The organism is Gordonia sihwensis (assembly GCF_029632925.1).
Lineage (GTDB): Bacteria > Actinomycetota > Actinomycetes > Mycobacteriales > Mycobacteriaceae > Gordonia > Gordonia sihwensis.
Map to the genome: position 1 here is coordinate 4,122,718 of NZ_CP121248.1, position 19,364 is coordinate 4,142,081.

At 68.0% G+C, this 19,364-nt stretch carries 14 protein-coding genes; 8 read left to right on the forward strand and 6 right to left on the reverse strand.

Features of this window, described 5'->3' with window-relative positions; genetic code table 11:
• Positions 1-37 precede the first annotated feature (37 nt).
• The 5 genes from P5P27_RS19625 (at position 38) to P5P27_RS19645 (ending at position 5,349) form a co-directional block, all read left to right on the forward strand.
• Positions 38-1,186, forward strand: coding sequence for an N-acetylglucosamine-6-phosphate deacetylase (locus tag P5P27_RS19625; RefSeq protein ID WP_278127472.1), 1,149 nt, complete (start codon positions 38-40; stop codon positions 1,184-1,186).
• Between the two features lie 131 nt (positions 1,187-1,317).
• The gene (locus P5P27_RS19630) at positions 1,318-1,878 is read left to right on the forward strand and encodes a Rho termination factor N-terminal domain-containing protein (protein WP_278125674.1); all 561 of its coding nucleotides are present in this window, start codon (positions 1,318-1,320) and stop codon (positions 1,876-1,878) included.
• A gap of 36 nt (positions 1,879-1,914) precedes the next feature.
• Positions 1,915-3,003 carry an S-(hydroxymethyl)mycothiol dehydrogenase gene (locus tag P5P27_RS19635; protein ID WP_006897954.1) on the forward strand — a complete coding sequence of 363 codons (1,089 nt, stop codon included), beginning with the start codon at positions 1,915-1,917 and terminating at the stop codon, positions 3,001-3,003.
• Positions 3,000-3,665 carry an MBL fold metallo-hydrolase gene (locus P5P27_RS19640; protein ID WP_006897955.1) on the forward strand — a complete coding sequence of 222 codons (666 nt, stop codon included), beginning with the start codon at positions 3,000-3,002 and terminating at the stop codon, positions 3,663-3,665. The genes P5P27_RS19635 and P5P27_RS19640 overlap by 4 nt, the downstream gene beginning before the upstream one ends.
• The gene (locus tag P5P27_RS19645; protein WP_278125680.1) at positions 3,655-5,349 is read left to right on the forward strand and encodes a SulP family inorganic anion transporter; all 1,695 of its coding nucleotides are present in this window, start codon (positions 3,655-3,657) and stop codon (positions 5,347-5,349) included. Before P5P27_RS19640 ends, P5P27_RS19645 begins: the two co-directional genes overlap by 11 nt.
• Before the next feature lie 55 nt (positions 5,350-5,404).
• On the opposite strand, the gene P5P27_RS19650 is transcribed toward P5P27_RS19645, so the two are convergent.
• Both P5P27_RS19650 and P5P27_RS19655 read right to left on the reverse strand, forming a co-directional pair.
• Positions 5,405-6,541, reverse strand: coding sequence for an SLC13 family permease (locus P5P27_RS19650; protein WP_278127473.1), 1,137 nt, complete (start codon positions 6,539-6,541; stop codon positions 5,405-5,407).
• A gap of 86 nt (positions 6,542-6,627) precedes the next feature.
• A complete protein-coding gene (locus P5P27_RS19655) occupies positions 6,628-7,020 on the reverse strand; it encodes a YccF domain-containing protein (protein ID WP_278125682.1) in 393 nt (130 codons plus the stop codon).
• A gap of 34 nt (positions 7,021-7,054) precedes the next feature.
• On the opposite strand from P5P27_RS19655, the gene P5P27_RS19660 reads away from it, so the two are divergent.
• Positions 7,055-7,318, forward strand: coding sequence for a hypothetical protein (locus P5P27_RS19660; RefSeq protein ID WP_045538737.1), 264 nt, complete (start codon positions 7,055-7,057; stop codon positions 7,316-7,318).
• A 37-nt stretch (positions 7,319-7,355) separates the two neighbouring features.
• Here the strand turns inward: P5P27_RS19660 and P5P27_RS19665 are convergent, their stop codons facing one another.
• From P5P27_RS19665 to P5P27_RS19680, 4 genes are all read right to left on the reverse strand, one after another.
• Positions 7,356-7,919 carry a LemA family protein gene (locus P5P27_RS19665; RefSeq protein ID WP_006897960.1) on the reverse strand — a complete coding sequence of 188 codons (564 nt, stop codon included), beginning with the start codon at positions 7,917-7,919 and terminating at the stop codon, positions 7,356-7,358.
• A gap of 70 nt (positions 7,920-7,989) precedes the next feature.
• Positions 7,990-9,762, reverse strand: a complete 1,773-nt coding sequence (locus P5P27_RS19670; protein ID WP_278125686.1) for a DUF2207 domain-containing protein — start codon at positions 9,760-9,762, stop codon at positions 7,990-7,992.
• A gap of 82 nt (positions 9,763-9,844) precedes the next feature.
• Positions 9,845-11,299 (reverse strand): catalase, encoded by a 1,455-nt coding sequence (locus P5P27_RS19675; protein ID WP_278125688.1) that lies wholly within the window; start codon positions 11,297-11,299, stop codon positions 9,845-9,847.
• A gap of 129 nt (positions 11,300-11,428) precedes the next feature.
• Positions 11,429-12,421: an alpha/beta hydrolase gene (locus tag P5P27_RS19680; RefSeq protein WP_278125690.1), complete on the reverse strand. Its 993-nt coding sequence runs from the start codon at positions 12,419-12,421 to the stop codon at positions 11,429-11,431.
• Between the two features lie 211 nt (positions 12,422-12,632).
• Between P5P27_RS19680 and gltB the strand changes: the two genes are divergently transcribed.
• Both gltB and P5P27_RS19690 read left to right on the forward strand, forming a co-directional pair.
• Positions 12,633-17,267 carry a glutamate synthase large subunit gene (gene gltB, locus P5P27_RS19685; RefSeq protein WP_278125691.1) on the forward strand — a complete coding sequence of 1,545 codons (4,635 nt, stop codon included), beginning with the start codon at positions 12,633-12,635 and terminating at the stop codon, positions 17,265-17,267.
• Positions 17,260-18,714: a glutamate synthase subunit beta gene (locus P5P27_RS19690; protein ID WP_006897966.1), complete on the forward strand. Its 1,455-nt coding sequence runs from the start codon at positions 17,260-17,262 to the stop codon at positions 18,712-18,714. Before gltB ends, P5P27_RS19690 begins: the two co-directional genes overlap by 8 nt.
• Positions 18,715-19,364 lie beyond the last annotated feature (650 nt).

Genomic DNA, 19,364 nt, shown 5'->3' on the forward strand with positions numbered 1-19,364 from the left:
GAGTCGATTCGCGGAAGGGAGTCCCTTGAACGAGACGATGATCATCGCCGCGGGCACGCTCGTCGCCGACGGCGTGGTCCACCGGCCGGGCTGGGTGGAGATCGCGCGCGGCTTCATCACCGGTGTCGGCGCGGGTCCGCCGCCGGCCGCGGCGAGTGCGACCTTCGCCGACGGAGTGATCGTGCCGGGTTTCGTCGACATGCACGTCCACGGCGGCGGGGGATCGTCGTACACGGACGGGATCGGCGACGACGTGCGGGCCGCCGCCCGATTCCACCGGGAGCACGGAACCACGACGACGGTGACGAGCACGGTGAGCGCCGGTCGCGCCGAGCTCCGCGACATCGTCGCGCGTCTGAGCGTTCTGGTAGGCGAGGGGATCAGCGCGGGCATCCATCTCGAGGGACCCTGGATCAGCGGTGCGCGGTGCGGGGCGCACGACCCGGACGTGCTGCGCCCGCCGTCGCCGGGCGAGATCGACGAACTCCTCGAACTGGCCGACGGCGCCGTCGTGATGGTGACGCTGGCTCCCGAGCTTCCCGGCGCGATGGAGGCGATCGACCGCTTCGTGAGTGCGGGTGTCACGGTGGCCGTGGGGCACACCGACGCCACCTACGACCAGGTCCGAGAGGCGATTGCGCGGGGGGCTCGGGTCGCAACGCATCTGTTCAATGCGATGGCGCCGCTCGGCCACCGCGAACCAGGACCGCCGCTGGCCCTCATGGAGGATCCCCGCGTGGTGGTCGAGCTGGTGGCCGATGGGGTGCATCTGCATCCGGCCCTGGTGCGCGACGTGCAGCGTGCCGTCGGCTTCGACCGCGTCGCGCTCGTCACCGATGCGATGGCGGCCGCCGGCATGCCGGACGGCGCGTATCGACTGGGTGCTCTGGACGTCTCCGTCGCCGACGGCGTCGCGCGGGTCGCGCGGACCGGCGCGATCGCGGGAAGCACCGCCACCATGGCCGGATTGTTCGCGCGGACGGTCGCGGGCCTGCGCTCCGACGCCCCGGGCGTGCGAGACCGCGTCGCCGACGAGATCCTGCTCGGGGCGGTGGCCATGACCTCGGCCAACCCCGCCCGCGTTCTGGGGCGCGCTGACATCGGCGCCCTGGCATCGGGCCGCCGCGCGGATCTGGTGGTGCTCGACGCCGACCTGCGTGTGGTTCACGTTCATTCCGCACGCTGACCCCGCTGTTCGGATCTGCGGCGACGCATGCTACCCGCGAGTCGCATCGCGGGGTTTGCTCACAGTAGGGTCACAATTGACCCGGTCGGGCACTCCGGCTGGAGCCACAGACATATGGAGGTACACCAGTGATGAGTGGCAAGAAGAGCTTGATCAAGCGACTGGAGAAAGAGGTCAAGCGCCTCTCCGCCGAAGTGGTCGCGCTCCGCGACACGATGCTCGCCCGTTCTCCGATGCTGCCGAAGAAGCCTGAGACGCCCGCGCCCGCATCCAAGGCACCGACCGCCGTGAAGCCGGCGCAGCCCAAGCCCGCCGAGCCGAAGGCTGCTGAGCCCAAGTCCGCCGCGAAGCCTGCTGAGCCCAAGTCCGCCGCGAAGCCGGCGACTGCGAAGCCCGCCACCCCCAAGACCGCCGAACCCGGCGCCAAGACCACCGGCGCCACCGCCAAGCCGGCCACCGCCAAGCCGGCCGCCGCGAAGGCCGCCACCGCCAAGTCCGGTGCGACCAAGCCGAGCGCCGCGAAGACCGCCGCCAAGTCCGGTGCCACCAAGCCGGCTGCTTCCGCCAAGCCCGCGCCGAAGTCGGGAACCGCGTCGAAGACGGTGGCGGATCTGCGTGCCGAGGCCAAGGCGGCCGGAATCAAGGGATACTCGACGATGAAGAAGGCAGAACTCATCGCCGCTCTCGGCTGAACGCGTCGAAGTGCGGCCGTCCGACTAGGAGAACACGTGCCCACCGTCGTCAAGGGAGTCGTCTCCCGCAGCAAGAACGCGCCTACCGAACTGGTCGACATCACGATCCCGGATCCCGGGCCCAATGACGTGGTGGTCAAGATCAAGACGTGCGGCGTCTGCCATACCGACCTCGCCTACGCCACCGGCGGCATCAACGACGAGTACCCGTTCCTGCTCGGACACGAGGCGGCGGGCATCGTCGAGACGGTCGGCGACGCGGTGACCCACGTCGCGGCCGGCGACTACGTGATTCTGAACTGGCGTGCCGTGTGCGGCGAGTGCCGCGCCTGCAAGCGCGGTCGGCCCTGGTACTGCTTCGACACCTTCAACGCCAGTAAGCCGATGACCCTCGCCGACGGCACCGAACTGACTCCGGCGCTGGGCATCGGCGCCTTCGCCGAGAAGACGCTCGTCCACGAGGGACAGTGCACCAAGGTCGACGAAGCCGCGGATCCAGCCGTCGCCTGCCTCCTGGGCTGCGGGGTGATGGCCGGGCTCGGCGCCGCGATGAACACCGGGGAGGTCGGTCGCGGCGATTCGGTAGCGGTGATCGGCTGCGGTGGAGTCGGCGACGCGGCGATCGCCGGGTCGCGCCTGGCCGGTGCCACGACGATCATCGCCGTCGACCGCGACCCGAGCAAGCTCGACTGGGCCAGAGAGCTGGGCGCCACCCACACCATCGACGCGTCGGCGATCGACGACGTGGCCGAGGCCGTCAAGGAACTGACCGGGGGATTCGGCGCCGACGTGGTGATCGACGCCGTCGGCCGCCCCGAGACCTACCGGACGGCGTTCTACGCCCGCGATCTCGCCGGTGTCGTGGTGCTGGTCGGTGTGCCGACGCCGCAGATGCGCCTCGAGATGCCGCTGGTCGATTTCTTCAGTCACGGCGGGGCGCTCAAATCGTCCTGGTACGGCGACTGCCTGCCCGAACGCGACTTCCCGATGCTCATCGACCTGTTCCTGCAGGGCCGTCTTCCGCTCGACAAGTTCGTCACCGAGCGCATCGGCATCGACGGTGTGGACGACGCCTTCAAGGCCATGGAGGAGGGCCGCGTCCTGCGTTCGGTGGTGGAGCTGTGAGCACCGAGTCCACCGGACCCGAAGGATCGGTCCCCGCCGGTCTGCGGATCGACCGAGTCGTCACTTCCGGAACGTTCTCGCTCGACGGCGGCACCTGGGACGTCGACAACAACGTCTGGGTGGTCGGCGACGACGACCAGGCCGTCATCATCGATGCCGCGCACGACGCGGCGCCGATCCTGAAAGCCGTCGGCGACCGCGACGTGGTGGCGATCGTCCTGACCCACGCGCACAACGACCACATCGGAGTCGCCCCGGAACTCGCCGAGGCGACCGGCGCACCGATCCTGCTGCATCCGGCCGACGAGATGCTGTGGGACCGGACTCACCCGGGAGTGGCCCACGACGAACTCTCGGACGGACAGCGGATCGTGGTCGGCGGCCACGAACTCGAGGTGATCAACACGCCGGGCCATTCCCCCGGCTCGTGCGTGGTGTGGGCGCCGTCGGCGAACGTGCTCTTCAGCGGCGACACCCTGTTCCAGGGCGGACCGGGCGCCACCGGGCGTTCGTTCTCCAGTTTCGACGACATCATCGCATCCATCCGCGACCGAATCCTGGTGCTCGACCCGCAGACGCGCGTGTGCACCGGGCACGGCGACGAGACCACCGTCGGTGCCGAGGCAGGTGACCTCGACGAGTGGATTCGTCGTGGCCATTGACCGGCTGACGCGTCTTCGCCCGCCCGCGCTGAGCGGCTATCAGCGCTCCTGGCTGCGGGCCGACGTCCTCGCCGGGGCGTCGCTCGCAGCCGTCGCGATCCCGGAGGCGATGGGCTACAGTTCCATCGCCCATGTCCCGATCGGCGCCGGCTTGTACTCGCTGATCGTGCCGGCGGTGGTCTTCGCGCTGATCGGTGCGTCTCGGCTGCTGGTGGTCGGAGCGGATTCGGCCACCGCGGCGCTGCTCGCCTCGGGCATCGCGGGTCTCGGAGTGGCCGGGTTGCGGCCCGACACGGAGCAGTGGCTCGCCTGGGCCGGCCTCATCGCGCTGGTGACCGGCGTGATGCTGCTGGTCGCCCGAGTGCTGCGCTTGGGCTTCCTGGGCGATTTCCTGTCGACCTCCGTGCTCGTCGGCTTCCTGGCCGGCGTCGGCGTGCTCGTGGTGACCGAGCAGATCCCCGGGATGCTCGGCGAACCGAAGCGCGACGCCGGCCACACTGTCGAGAAGTGGGCGCACGTGATCGGGGACGTCGACCGAGTGCACTGGCAGTCGATGCTGTTCGCCGCGGTGACGCTGGCCGGCCTGCTCGGCGTTCGACGGCTGCGGCCCGGCCTGCCGACGCCGATTCTGATCGTGATCGGGTCGATCGTCGCCGTGGCGGTATTCGGCCTCGATCGCTGGGTGCCGACGGTCGGGCCCGTCGACGCCGGTCCGCCGTCGATCGACTTTCCACCGATGAGCGAGGTGCTCGGGCGCCTTCCCACCGTTCTCACCGTCTCTTTCGGGTGCGTCTTGGTGATCTTGGCGCAGAGTGCGGCGACGGCACGCAGCTTCGCTCAGCGCCACGGAGATCGGATCGACGTCAACCGCGACATCCTCGGGCTGTCGGCGGCGAACGTCTCCGCGTCCCTCACCGGCTCGTTCGTGGTGAACGGCAGTCCCACCAAGACCGCGATCCTCGACCGGCAGCGCGGCCGCACTCAGGTCGCGAACATCACGACCGCCGTTGTGACGCTCGTGGTGGTGGTCGCCGCGTCCGGTCCGCTCGGTGATCTCCCGGAGGCGGTGCTGGCAGCGATCGTGTTCATGGTCGGACTCGATCTGATCGACTGGGCGGGGTTCGCGCACATCTGGCGGATCCGGCGCGTGGAGTTCGCCATCGCGGTGCTGACGACCGTGATGGTGGTGGTCTTCGGCGTGTTGACCGGCATCGTCGCCGCGATGGTGATGTCGGTGCTGCAGATCATTCACCGTCAGTACCGCCCGGAGCGGTTCGTCGTCGGGGTCGGCCGGAACGGGCAGCGCGAGTACGAGAGCGCCCGACCCGGGCATCAGACCCTGCCCGGACTCATCGTCTTCCGTTACGACGCGGACCTCTTCTATGCCAACGTCGGACGGTTCACCGACGACGTGACCGCGCTGATCAAAGCTGCGCCCGACCCGGTGCGATGGCTGGTGCTGGACTGTTCGGCGATCTCGGACGTCGACTATTCGGCGGCGAAGGCACTGCGCGATCTCATCGACTACGTGCATTCGGTGCATGCGAGGTTCATCCTCGCCGGTGTGACCCCGGAATTGCGGGGCGCACTCGAGACCGCGCAGTTGCTCGCCGATCTGGCACCCGACAGCGTGTATCCGAGCGTCGGCTCGGCGGTTCGCGCGTTCGAGCAGTCACCGCACTGAGCCGGTCCGCGCCGAGTCGTCACGCCGCGCAGGCGCCGTTCCGCCGGCCGCCCTGTCAGGATGTCGCCGACAGCGTGGCCGCCGCGACGATGGCCGGAGCGGCGACAGCACCGACGAAGACGTATCTGCGCCAGCCGAACTCGACTCCTTCGTCGACCAGCCGCTGATGCCAGAGCAGCGTCGCCAGCGAGGCCCACGGCGTCACCAGGGGTCCCGCGTTGACTCCGATCAGCAGTGCCGCCAAGGTGATCGGCGAGGTGGTCGCGGGTTCGAGGAGCAGGAAGCCCGGCAGATTGTTCACCAGGTTCGCGCCGACTGCGCCCGCCCCCGCGAACGCCCAGACACTCGCCGTGCCGTGTTCGGAGAGCCGACCGAGGGGGTCGAGCAGGCCAGAGGCCTCGACCGCGCCCGCCACCAGGAACAGGCCGCCGGCGAACAACAGAAGCGACCACGGAATCAGGCCGAACTGCAGCGCCTCGGGTCGGCGGAGGGCGAACGTCGCCGTGAGGGCGAGCGCGGCGAGGCAGGCAGGCGCCCACGGTGCGGGCATCACCACCAGCAGCGGGATGAGAAGCAGGAGTATCGACGAACAGATCCGAAACAGTGTCTGGTCGCCGACGTACGGGACCGGCGACGCACGGAATCGGCCGCGGAGCTCGCGTCGATGCAGCAGCCACAGGACCCCGACCGTCGCGGCCGTTGCGCACACGGCCGGCAGCCCGAGCAGGGAGACGAAGCCCGCGGCGCCGTGAACGTTCAGACGGTCCAGTGCCAGCAGATTCGTCAGGTTGGAGACGGGAAGCAACAACGAAGCGGTGTTCGCGAGCCACACCGTGGTCAGCGCGAACGGTGCGGGCGCGACGCCCGCGACGCGCGCCAATGCGAGTACGACCGGTGTCAGCAGGACCGCGGTGGTGTCGAGCGACAGGAAGGCCGTGCAGACCACGGCCAAGAGGACCGTCAGCAGCCACAGGCCGAAGACCCGGCCGCGGGCCAGAACACCGAGCCGCGCCGCGACCACTTCGAACACCCCGGCCTCCGCGGCCAGTTGCGCGACCACCGTGATCGCCACGACGAACAACAGCACCGGCCACGCTCGGTCGAATGTCGCGGCGGCGTCCGCGGCGGGCAGAGCTCCCGTCACCAGGGCCGTCGCACCGGCGAGCACCAGTGCGCCGCCGATCCACGCCATCGCCACGGATCAATGATGCCCGGCCGAACAGCGACCCGCGGGACCGGACACCGCCGGCCGCCTGCACCGCCCCGTCACCGGTCGGTTCAGTACGCCGCGCGCGGATCGTTGGTCGAGACGATCTCGGCGCCGAGCGGTACCAGGGAGATGGGGATCATCTTGAAGCTCGCGACACCCAGCGGGATGCCGATGACGGTGATGCACAGGGCGAGGCCGGTGGTGAGGTGGCCCAGCGCCAGCCAGATACCCGCGACGATGATCCAGATGACGTTGCCGACCGTCGACGCGGCGCCCGCGGTCGGCTTGCGGACCACGGTGCGTCCGAAGGGCCACAGCGCGTAGTTCGCCATGCGGAACGACGCGATACCGAAGGGGATCGTGATGATGAGGATGCAGCAGACGACGCCGGCCAGTACATAACCGATCGCCATCCACAGTCCGCACAGGACCAGCCACAACACGTTCAGTATCGTCCTCATGGCCCCATTGTCCTGCGTCGCCTACGCTTTCGGAATGGGTATTGACCCCGAACCCGGAGCCGGTCGCCGAGCGATCTGGTCGGCGGCCGCGCTCATCGTCCTCACCGTCCGAGTCCTGGCGACCATCGCGACCGTCTTCTTCACGATCGCCTGGCTGGTCGCCGCGGTGCGTTCGAGCCTGCTCAACGGCTGGCTGTGGTGGGCCGCCGGCGCGGCCATCGCCATGGCGATCAGTTGGTATCTGTACAGCTACCTGCGGGTCCGCTATCCGAGCACGAGCCGCCGGTGGGAGCCCTGAGGCCTTCCCTCCCGGCGGCTCGCGAGTGCGCTGCTGCTCAGAACTGAACCTGCGGCGGCTGCTCCTGTCCCGCCGGGGCCTGGTAGAACTCGCGGACGCGAACGCCGGCCATGCCGGAGAACAGCATCCACGGGATGGTCTGCACCGCCTGGTTCAGGCGCGAGACGGCGTCGTTGTAGTACTGGCGCGCGAACGATAGCTTGTTCTCGGTTTCTCCGAGTTCGGTCTGCAGCGCCATGAAATTGGGCGCTGCCTGCAGCTGCGGGTAGTTCTCAGCGACAGCGAACAGCCGCCCGAGGGCTCCGCTCATCTGCGCCTCAGCGGCGGCCTTGTCGGCCACTGACGCCCCCTGCGCCGCCTGCTGCATGTGAGCGCGGGCCTCGGTCACCGCCTCTAGCACGCCCGACTCGTGGGCCGCGTACCCCTTCACCGTATTCACCAGGTTGGGGATCAGATCGGCGCGCCGAGTGAGTTGGACGTCGATACCGCCGAGCGCTTCCTGAGCGGTGATGTCCGCCTTGCGGAGTTTGTTGAAGCCGACCATCACGAAGACGGCCAGCAGGACGAGCAGGACAACGATGACGATCAGTGCCCAGATCACGATTGGTGCCTCTTTCTATTAAGGGACGTGCACAGAGAATGGCATGGAGGGACGGTCGGCCGCGACGGGCTCACCACGAACCGCCTCCTCCGCCACCGCCTCCTCCGCCGCCGAAGCCGCCGCCGAATCCTCCGCCGCCGCCTGATGACGACTGCGACGAGCTGTACGCAGACAGGGACGACGAGAGGCTCGATTCGAAGCTGTCCATGCCGGAGCCGGTGCCGCCGAACAGGGCATGCGAGCTGCCGATGTAGAAGCCGGGGAACCAGATCGGGTCGGGCGGTTCCTGCCCGGTCGCATAGCGATACTTGGCGGCCCACGCGTCGGCGCAGTCGAAGGCCATCGCGTACGGGATGTAGCTGGTGAAGAGGTCCTTGCGGGCGGAGAAGTCGAGTCGTTCCCGGTTCGACGTCGTCGACAGGAGCCGCTCGAACCCGCCGGCCCGCGACCACACCTCACGGCCCAGCCGCGTACGCCGGGTGCCGACCCCCGCCACGTAGAGTCCGGCGCCGCCGACCGCGAACGCTGCGAACGGCAGCGCCATGATCGTGCCTGGGAGGAGTTGGAAGATCATCAACACGGCTGCGACGACCACCGCCGCCGCCACGACCACGCGCCCAGCGAGCTCCGAGCGGCTGACCCGCAGCGCTCCGCTCCCGGTGCCCCAGTTGGCGGTCGCGGCGTCCATCTCCTTGGTCGCCGTGGACAGCCGCAGTCCGGCGTTCTTGGATCCGTCGGCGGTGAAGGTCGAGCCCTCGTGCGACAGGCCCAGTGCCGCGACCACCGCGTTGGCGGCGGGATCGAGTGAGGCGAACCGCTCCGGCGTGAGCTGCGAGATGACGGTCCAGTCCTTGTTCGACGTCCGGTCGAGCCGGACGTGTCCCTGCTCGGCGAGGTGGAAGAGGGTGGAGACCAGCGCCTTCTTGGGCATGTCCTCGTATGCGACGTAGTAGGTCTGGACCGGTCCGAGCTTGCGGCTCTGATTCTGCGGGTCGGCCGGCGGCTCGTACATGACCGGCAGCAGCGGCGCGTGCTCCCGGCTGCGCCACATCCAGTAGAAGCCCCCGGCGAACGTCAGAAGCGAGAGCAGAACGATGACGATCGGCATGGCCTTCGAGGTGCCCAGAATCGGGTCCATCGACACCGACCACGGCAACTGTGCGCGGCCGGGACCGGGGAAGGGCAGGTCGGCCTTCACCGCGACGCCGACGTTCGGTTCCAGCGGGCCGGTGGTGACCACTCGCGTGGCCGGGTCCGGTTCCGACACCTGGCACGCGGTTCCGTTGTTGGTGCTGCACGCGAACGACGTCGGCGCCTCGGGGAAGTGGACGGTGCTGGTGGAGCGCTCCATCCGCATCCGCCAGCCGTTGCCCACCACGCGCCAGATGAAGCGGCCCGGGTCGCCGTCCGCGATGGTGTCTGCGATCCGGTACGACACCCGGTACACGTGCTCGCCGGGTGAGACGAGGGTGTCGGCGTCGCCGATCCGTGCCGTCTCGAACTTGCCGCCCTCCTCGGAACCCAGCTCGAACGGAACCGCCTGCCCGTCCATCGTGATCCGGATGTCGCGGGGTTCGTAACGCACGCCCTTGTTCTCCGGGTCCGCGTCGGAGACATCCCAGAATTGGAAGATCCCGTGCTTGCCCTCCGGCAGATCGACCGTCAGCGTCTCGTCCACGGCCAGTTCGCCGTCGCGCGTGAGGGCGTAGTCGGCGCGGTAATCGGTGATCACGGCCGTGTCGACGGTCTCGTCGCCCGACGACGCCGAGTTCGCGACCAGCGGCCAGAAGACGCCGATCACGGTGGCGATGAGCGCCACCAGCGACAGCAGGAATCGTTTCATGCGGCGATCCTATGCGCCGCCGGCCGAGTTCTCTGTTCGATGAATGACTCGGCCGGCGACGCCCAGGATTACCGCGACGGCATCACTGTGCCGCGCGCACTCCCTCCTCGATCGCCGCACCGGTGTCGGCGTCGATGTTCCGCCAGTACTCGAAAGCCCTGGACAGGACCGGCTCGGAGACGCCGTCGAGCAGGTGACCGACCACGTTGTCGACCAACCGGCTTCGCGCGGCGTCGTCCATCACGTCGCGGACGAGTGTTCCGGGCTGCGTCACATCGTCATCCTCCGGGTGATCGACGTAGGCGCTGCGCACGATCTCACCGTCGGCCGCCCACTGCGGTTCGGCCTGTCCGGGGTACACCGCGGCCGGACCGCCCTTCGAGTTGGGCGCGTACACGGGGTCGGTGACCGGATCGATCCGCATCGCCCCGTCCTTCGAGTAACTGCGCACCTCGTTGCGCGGACGGTTGACCGGGATCTGCTTGTAGTTGGCTCCCAGCCGTGCGCGGTGTGCGTCCGAGTACGAGAAGACCCGGCCCAGGAGCATCCGGTCGGGGCTGAAACCGATTCCCGGGACCACGTTGCTCGGCTCGAAGGCCGCCTGCTCGATCTGCGCGTGATTGTCCGTCGGATTGGTGTGCAGGGTCATCTTCCCGACCTCGTGCAGCGGATAGTCGCCGTGCGGCCACACCTTCGTCAGATCGAACGGATTGAAGCGGTAGCCCGCGGCGTCGTCGAACGGCATCAGCTGCACCTTCAACGTCCACGTGGGATGATCGCCGCGATCGATCGACTCGTACAGATCCCGCATGTGGTAGTCGCTGTCCTGCCCGGCGAGCCGGTCGGCCTCCTCCTGGGTCAGGAACTCGATGCCCTGATCGGTGATGAAGTGGTACTTCACCCAGTGCTTGACGCCCTCGGCGTTGACCCACAGGTACGTGTGGGAGCTGTAGCCGTTCATGTGCCGCCAGGTGCGCGGGATGCCGCGATCGCCCATCAGCCAGGTGACCTGGTGTGACGACTCGGGCGACAGCGTCCAGAAATCCCACTGCATGTCGTGGTCGCGGAGATTGTTGTCGGCACGCCGCTTCTGCGACCGGATGAAGTGCTGGAACTTCATCGGGTCCTTGATGAAGAACACCGGCGTGTTGTTGCCGACCATGTCGTACACACCCTCGTCGGTGTAGAACTTCAGGGCGAATCCGCGGGGGTCGCGCCAGGTGTCGGGGCTGCCCCGCTCGCCCGCGACGGTGGAGAAGCGCGCGACCATCTCGGTCTTCACTCCCGGCTGGAACAGCGAGGCGCAGGTGTAGGGCGAGACGTCGGCGGTGGTCTCGAAAGTGCCGAACGCGCCGCTTCCCTTGGCGTGGGGCTGGCGCTCGGGAATGCGTTCACGATTGAACTGGGCCATCTGCTCGAGCAGATAGTGGTCGTGCAGAACGATCGGCCCTCCGGGGCCGACGGTGAGCGAGTGCTCATCGCTGCCGGCCGGAGCGCCGGAGTCGGTAGTCGTGTAGTTGGTGGTCTCCTCGGACATATCACCCTCCCAGGAAGGTTGAGTGCGGGCTGTACGGGGCTCGGCGCCTGCCGAGGCCCCGCCTTCGACACTATCGCCCGTCCGGCAGACGTGCCCGACAAACGGACATCGGTCGCCGCGTGGCGTCCGCTATCGGCGGCGCTGCCGCGAGATGAACTCAGCGGCCGCGCCCACGGCCAGCTCCGACTCGGGGGAGAAGTACGGGAACATCTGGAAGACATGCCCCTGACCAGGCCACTCCTGCAGCTCCGACAGTCCACCGGCGTCGAGCAGCCTGCGGTGGACGGTGCGGGCGTCGTCGGCCATGATCTCTCGCGCGCCCACCTGGATGAGGGTCGGTGGCAGGTCCATCGCGGGGGAGAGCTTGATCCGCATCCGCGGATGGTCGGGATCGGCGCCCGCGGTGTAGAGACCGAGGAAGGTCACCGCCGCGCCGACGTCGATGATCGGGTCTCGGACGCCGCGGTCGGCCAGATCTCGTGCGAGCTGGAAAGTGGGGTCGTACAGCGGCGAGAACAGTGCCATCGCCCGCGGTTGCGGCACGCCGTCGGAGTGATTGGCGGCCAGGAGGTCGAGCGCCAGGTGGCCGCCGGCCGAGTCGCCGGCCACGATGATCTGCCCGGCGTCGAACCCCTGATCGAGCAGCCAGCGGTATCCGCGGACGGTGTCGTCGCCGCCGCTGGGCCAACGATGCTCCGGACCCAACCGGTAGTCGAGGCTGAACGCGCCGATCCCCGCGCGCCCGGCGAGCCGTGCGACCAGCCCGCGATGGGTGCGCGCCGAGCAGATCACGTATCCGCTTCCGTGCAGGTAATAGAGAATCGTGTCGTCGGTCGACGGTGCCGGGACGTCGGCTCGCCCGCGCCCGTGAACCCACTCGCCGCGGACCTGCCCGGAGTCGGTGAGTTCGCGGACCGGGGTGATGCGGGTGCCGCGCGGAACCGGGCTCAGCAGCGACAGGCCGCGGTTGACGCCCGGGCGGGTCATCGTCAGGAGCCGCGGACTGGCCAGGACACTCCGCCCCGCCGCGGCCATCAGCGGTCGCGAGGCGAACGTCGACCTCGAGAAGGCGCGGGCACGCAGTGACGCGCGACTTTCACCCGCGTGTGACGTGGTGTACACAGTGGGACTGTATCCACTTTTTGCCTCAGCCGGGCCCGAGTGGAATACTTGAAGTACTGCGCTTTGCGTCGAGGGGTCACCCCCTGCGACCTGAGCGGGCCAGCAATGAAGCTGAATCCCCGGGCGGTGCGCTGGTTCGCACTGACCTCTGACCCGGGACTCTCTCCAGTACGTATCAGTACGCAGCGTCGCGTGCGGAGTAGGCAGATTCATGAAGCACTTGCCGGGGCCCGTCGGGCTCTACGATCCGATCAACGAGCATGACGCGTGCGGCGTCGCGTTCGTCGTCGACATGCACGGTCGCCGCAGCCGCGACATCGTCGAGAAGGCCATCACCGCCCTGGTGAACCTCGAGCATCGCGGTGCGGCCGGTGCCGAGCCCAACACGGGCGACGGCGCGGGCATCATGATTCAGGTCCCCGACCGCTTCCTGCGCGAGGTGGTGGACTTCGACCTCCCCGCCGAGGGCTCGTACGCCACCGGCATCGCCTTCCTGCCCCAGTCGGCCGGCGACGCCGCCGAGGCGGTCGAGGGCGTCGAGGAGATCATCGCCGCGGAGGGGCTCACTCTCCTCGGATGGCGCGACGTGCCGGTGGACGAGAGCTCGCTCGGCGCACTGGCGCGCGATGCGATGCCGACCTTCCGGCAGGTCTTCCTCGCGCTCGCCGGGAGCGAGGCGAGCGGGCGCACACCGTCCAGCGCGGAGATCATGGAACTCGAGCGCAAGGCCTACGTGGTCCGCAAGCGCGTCCAGTACGAGCTCGGCGAGAAGGGCGCCGGCCAGGACGGCCCCGGCCGCGACACCGTCTACTTCCCGAGCCTGTCTGGGCAGACGTTCGTCTACAAGGGCATGCTGACCACGCCTCAGCTGCGCGACTTCTACCTGGACCTGCAGGACGAGCGTGTGGAGAGCGCGCTCGGCATGGTCCACAGCCGCTTCTCGACGAACACCTTCCCGTCGTGGCCTCTCGCCCACCCGTTCCGCCGAGTCGCGCACAACGGCGAGATCAACACCGTCAGCGGTAACGAGAACTGGATGCGCGCCCGCGAGTCGCTCATCAAGACCGACGTCTTCGGCGACAGCCTCGACAAGGTGTTCCCGGTCTGCACTCCCGGCGCGTCGGACACCGCACGGTTCGACGAGGTCCTCGAGCTGCTGCACCTGGGCGGACGCACCCTGCCGCACGCAGTGCTGATGATGGTCCCGGAGGCCTGGGAGCGCAGCGAGGACATGAAGCCCGAGCATCGGGCGTTCTACGAGTACCACTCGGCACTGATGGAGGCATGGGACGGACCGGCGTCGGTCTGCTTCACCGACGGCACTGTCATCGGCGCCGTCCTGGACCGGAACGGACTGCGTCCGTCCCGCATCTGGGTCACCAAGGACGGGCTCGTGGTTCTGGGGTCGGAGGTCGGCGTCCTCGACATCGACCCCGCCGATGTGGTCGCCAAGCAGCGACTCCAGCCCGGAAAGATGTTCCTGGTCGACACCGCGCAGGGCCGCATCGTCGCCGACGAGGAGATCAAGGACTCGCTGGCCGGCGAGCAGCCGTACCAGGAGTGGCTCGACGCCAACCAGGTCGCACTGTCCGACCTGCCCGCGCCGCCGCACAAGCACATGGCGCACGATCGCGTGACGCTGCGTCAGCAGATGTTCGGCTACACCACCGAGGATCTGAAGCTGCTCATCTCGCCGATGGCCGCGACGGGCGGCGAGGCGCTGGGCTCGATGGGCACCGACACCCCGGTCGCCGTCCTGTCGAACCGGCCGCGGATGCTCTTCGACTACTTCCAGCAGCTGTTCGCCCAGGTCACGAACCCGCCGCTCGACGCCATCCGCGAGGAGGTGGTCACCAGCCTCGGCGGCCGCATCGGCGGTGAGCGCGATCTGCTGAACCCGGCCGCGGGTTCGGCCAAGCAGATCGTGCTGAGCCAGCCGATCCTCGACAACGACGATCTGGCGCGGCTCGTGGAGATCGACCCGGCCACCGGCTTCCCCTCCGTGCACATCCACGGTCTGTACCCGGTCGCCGAGGGCGGTGAAGGTCTGCGTCGGGCACTCGACGGAGTCCGCAACGAGGTGTCGGCGGCCATCGCCGACGGCGCCCGCATCATCGTGCTCTCCGACCGCGAGTCGGACGAGACCCTCGCGCCGATCCCGTCGCTGCTGCTGACCGCGGCGGTTCATCACCACATGGTGCGTGAGCGGACCCGGACCCGGGCCAGCCTCATCATCGAGTCGGGCGACGCCCGCGAGGTGCACCACATGGCGCTGCTCGTCGGCTTCGGCGCCAGCGGCATCAACCCCTACATGGCCTTCGAGACCATCGAGGACATGCTCGAGTCGGGCAGCCTCGACGTCCCGGGGACCGAGGACATGAGCCACGAGGCCACCTTCGCCGTCGCGCGCGCCAACTACATCAAGGCGGCGGGCAAGGGCGTCCTGAAGGTGATGAGCAAGATGGGCATCTCGACGGTGCCGTCGTACACCGGCGCTCAGCTGTTCCAGGTCATCGGCTTGGGGCAGGAGGTCGTGGACGAGTTCTTCACGGGTCTGAACAGCCAGCTCGACGGCATCGGGCTCGACGAGATCGCCGACGAGGTGGCCCAGCGTCACGCTCTCGCGTTCACCAAGCGTCCCGCCGAGCGCGCTCATCGCGAACTCGAGGTCGGTGGCGAGTACCAGTGGCGCCGCGAGGGCGAGTACCACCTGTTCAACCCGGACACGGTGTTCAAGCTTCAGCACTCCACCCGCACCGGTCAGTACTCGGTGTTCAAGGAGTACACCAAGCTGGTCGACGACCAGGCCGCCAAGCTGGGCACACTGCGCGGTCTGTTCGACTTCAACTTCGGCGACCGCGACCCGATCCCGATCGACAAGGTGGAGCCGGCCAGCGAGATCGTCAAGCGTTTCTCGACGGGCGCGATGAGCTACGGCTCCATCTCGGCGGAGGCGCACGAGACGCTCGCGATCGCGATGAACCGTCTGGGTGGCCGGTCGAACTCGGGTGAGGGCGGCGAGGACCCGCGCCGCTTCGTCCACGACGAGAACGGCGACTGGCGCCGCAGTGCGATCAAGCAGGTCGCCTCCGGCCGCTTCGGTGTCACCAGCCATTACCTGAGCAATTGCACCGACATCCAGATCAAGATGGCGCAGGGCGCCAAGCCAGGCGAGGGCGGCCAGCTGCCTCCGCACAAGGTGTACCCGTGGGTCGCCGAGGTGCGCGGCAGCACGCCCGGCGTCGGCCTCATCTCGCCGCCGCCGCACCACGACATCTACTCGATCGAGGATCTCGCTCAGCTGATCCACGACTTGAAGAACGCGAATCCGCAGGCGCGGATCCACGTGAAGCTGGTGTCGGAACTGGGTGTCGGCACCGTCGCCGCGGGCGTCTCCAAGGCGCACGCGGACGTCGTCCTGATCTCCGGACACGACGGCGGCACCGGTGCGAGCCCGCTGACCTCGCTGAAGCACGCCGGCGCCCCGTGGGAGATCGGCTTGGCCGAGACCCAGCAGACACTGCTGCTCAACGGTCTGCGCGACCGCATCGTGGTGCAGGTCGACGGTCAGCTGAAGACGGGCCGTGACGTGATGATCGCCGCCCTGCTCGGTGGCGAGGAGTTCGGTTTCGCGACCGCTCCGCTGGTGGTCTCGGGCTGCATCATGATGCGCGTGTGCCACCTCGACACCTGCCCGGTGGGCGTCGCCACGCAGAACCCGCTGCTGCGTGAGCGGTTCTCCGGCAAGCCGGAGTTCGTCGAGAACTTCATGCTCTACGTCGCCGAGGAGGTGCGCGAACTGCTCGCGCGCCTGGGCTTCCGCACCCTGCAGGAGGCCGTCGGACGGTTCGAGGCGCTCGACACGCGCAAGGCGCTCGAGCACTGGAAGAACCACAAGGCCGGCAAGCTCGACCTGACGCCGATTCTGACGATGCCCGAGTCTCCGTTCATGAACCAGGACCTGTACTGCTCCGGCACGCAGGACCACGGCTTGGACAAAGCCCTCGACAACGAGTTGATCGAGAAGGCCCGGGCCGCGATCGAGTCCGGCACCCGCGTCACGCTGGCGTCCCCGATCAGCAACGTGAACCGGACGGTCGGAACCATGCTGGGCCACGAGGTCACCAAGGCCTACGGTGCCCAGGGACTGCCGGAGGGGACGATCTCCATCGACTTCACCGGTTCGGCGGGCAACAGCTTCGGCGCCTTCGTCCCGCGCGGTATCACCATGCGCATCGAGGGCGACGCGAACGACTTCGTCGGCAAGGGGCTCTCGGGCGGCAAGATCGTCGTTCGGCCGCCGCGCACCGCGCCCGCCGAATTCGTGGCCGAGGACAACATCATCGGCGGCAACGTGATCGCATTCGGCGGCACGGCGGGCAAGATCTTCCTGCGCGGTGTGGTCGGCGAGCGGTTCTGTGTCCGCAACTCGGGTGTCCAGGCGGTCGTCGAAGGCGTCGGCGACCACGGATGCGAGTACATGACCGGCGGTACCGCCGTGATTCTGGGACGTACCGGACGGAACTTCGCGGCGGGCATGTCCGGCGGCGTCGCATACGTTTACAACCCGCACGGTGAGTTCGAGGCCGACCTGAACACCGAACTGGTGGAGCTCGAAGAGCTCGACGCCGACGATCTGACCGTGCTGTCGGGCCTGCTCACCGAGCATCGCGACGAGACCGGTTCGCCGGTCGCCGCGGCGATCCTCGACGACTGGGACGTCGCCCGCGGGCACTTCGTGAAGGTGATGCCCCGCGATTACAAGAAGGTGCTCGTCGCCATCGACGCCGCCGAGCGCTCCGGACGAGATGTGAACGAAGCGATCATGGAGGCGGCACGTGGCTGATCCGAGAGGTTTTCTCAAGCACCCCGAGCGGGAGACGCCGGTCCGCCGGCCCGTCGAACTGCGGCTGCTCGACTGGAAAGAGGTGTACACCGAGTTCGACAAGGGCACCCTGCAGACGCAGGCGAGCCGCTGTATGGACTGCGGAATTCCGTTCTGCCACAACGGATGCCCGCTCGGTAACCTGATCCCCGAGTGGAACGATCTGGTGTACCGCGACCAGTGGGACGCAGGCATGGACCGACTCCACGCCACCAACAACTTCCCGGAGTTCACCGGGCGGCTGTGTCCGGCGCCCTGCGAGGCGTCGTGCGTGCTGGGCATCAATCAGCCCGCCGTGACCATCAAGCAGGTCGAGGTGGAGTTGATCGAGAAGGCCTGGGGCGACGGGACGGTGACTCCGGTGATCCCCACGCAGCGCACGGGCAAGAAGGTGGCCGTGGTCGGTTCGGGACCCGCCGGACTGGCGGCCGCACAGCAACTCACGCGTGCCGGCCACGATGTGACCGTCTTCGAGCGCGCGGACCGGATCGGCGGTCTCCTCCGATACGGGATTCCCGAGTTCAAGATGGAGAAGCGGTTCATCGACCGCCGGCTCGAGCAGATGGAGGCCGAAGGCACCGTCTTCCGCACCGGAGTCAACGTCGGTGTCGACGTCACGGTGGAGCAACTCCGCGGCGACTTCGATGCGGTGGTCCTGGCCAACGGTTCCACCATCGGCCGTGACCTCCCGATTCCGGGACGCGAGCTCGACGGCATCCATCAGGCGATGGAGTTCCTGCCGCAGGCCAACCGCGTCCAGCACGGTGACGTGGTGGACGGCCAGATCACGGCGGAGGGCAAGCACGTCGTGATCATCGGCGGCGGCGACACCGGCGCGGACTGCCTCGGCACCTCGCTGCGCCAGGGTGCCGCGCAGGTGCACCAGTTCGAGATCATGCCCAAGCCGCCGATCGAGCGTGCCGAATCGACTCCGTGGCCGACGTACCCGCTGATGTACCGGGTCTCGTCCGCTCACGAAGAGGGCGGCGAGCGCGTGTACAGCGTGAACACCGAGGAGTTCGTCGGAGAGAACGGCAAGGTCACCGCGCTCAAGGCCCACGAGGTCAAGATGACCGGCGGCCGCTTCGAGAAGGTGGAGGGCACGGACTTCGAATTGAAGGCGGACCTGGTGCTGCTCGCGATGGGCTTCGTCGGCCCGGAGCGCGGCGATCTGCTCGACAAGCTCGGAGCCACCTACGACGCTCGAGGCAATGTGGCCCGCGGAGGCGATTTCGGTGCGGTCGGACTCCCCGGCGTGTTCGTCGCGGGCGATGCCGGACGCGGACAGTCGCTGATCGTCTGGGCGATCGCCGAGGGACGGTCCGCCGCCGCCGGCGCCGACGCGTACCTGATGGGTTCCACCCAGCTCCCGTCGCCGATCCTCCCGACGACGGTCGCGCAGCGGTAGCGACGCGGGGCCGGTCAGGAATCGTCGAGCTTCCCCACTCTCATCGAACCTCTCCCAGGCTCATCGAGTAAGCGGAGGAGCGAAGCGGGGGAGCGCATCGAGATCCCCGACCAAAACACCCCCACAGGGCGGTCCGGCCGAAAGCCGGGCCGCCCTGCGCCGTTCCCACCACCACTGCGCCAAGAACTTGTCGCAGGTCACACCTGCGCCGATTTGACCTCACGTCCATCTGTGCGTAACTTATTCGGAGTCAGAGCGGCGAGGCCGCGAAGACGTCCCCTTACTCTGATCGCCGCGATTTCGGTCGCGGTGTTCTTGTGCGGGGTCGGCCGAATCGGGTCCGAAAGCTTCGACTATTCAGTGAGTCCTGTGAGGGATCACTGATTGGCGGGTGTCTGGAGGATTGTGTTAGGCTGGTGAGGTTGCTCCGGAGACGGGGTGGCTGACAGATAATTGCAGATGTCTGCTGGTGTTCGGCCCTTGTTTGTGGGGGTTGGTTCTGGTGGGTGTGTGTTCTTTGAGAACTCGATAGTGTGTTTTGGATTTCTTGTGCCACTAATTTTTTTGTTTTGTGGCGTGGGAGATTTTTGGACAGATTGTGCTTGCCGGCCCTTTTGGGGGTTGGTGAGTGTTTTGGATGAATTTTTTTA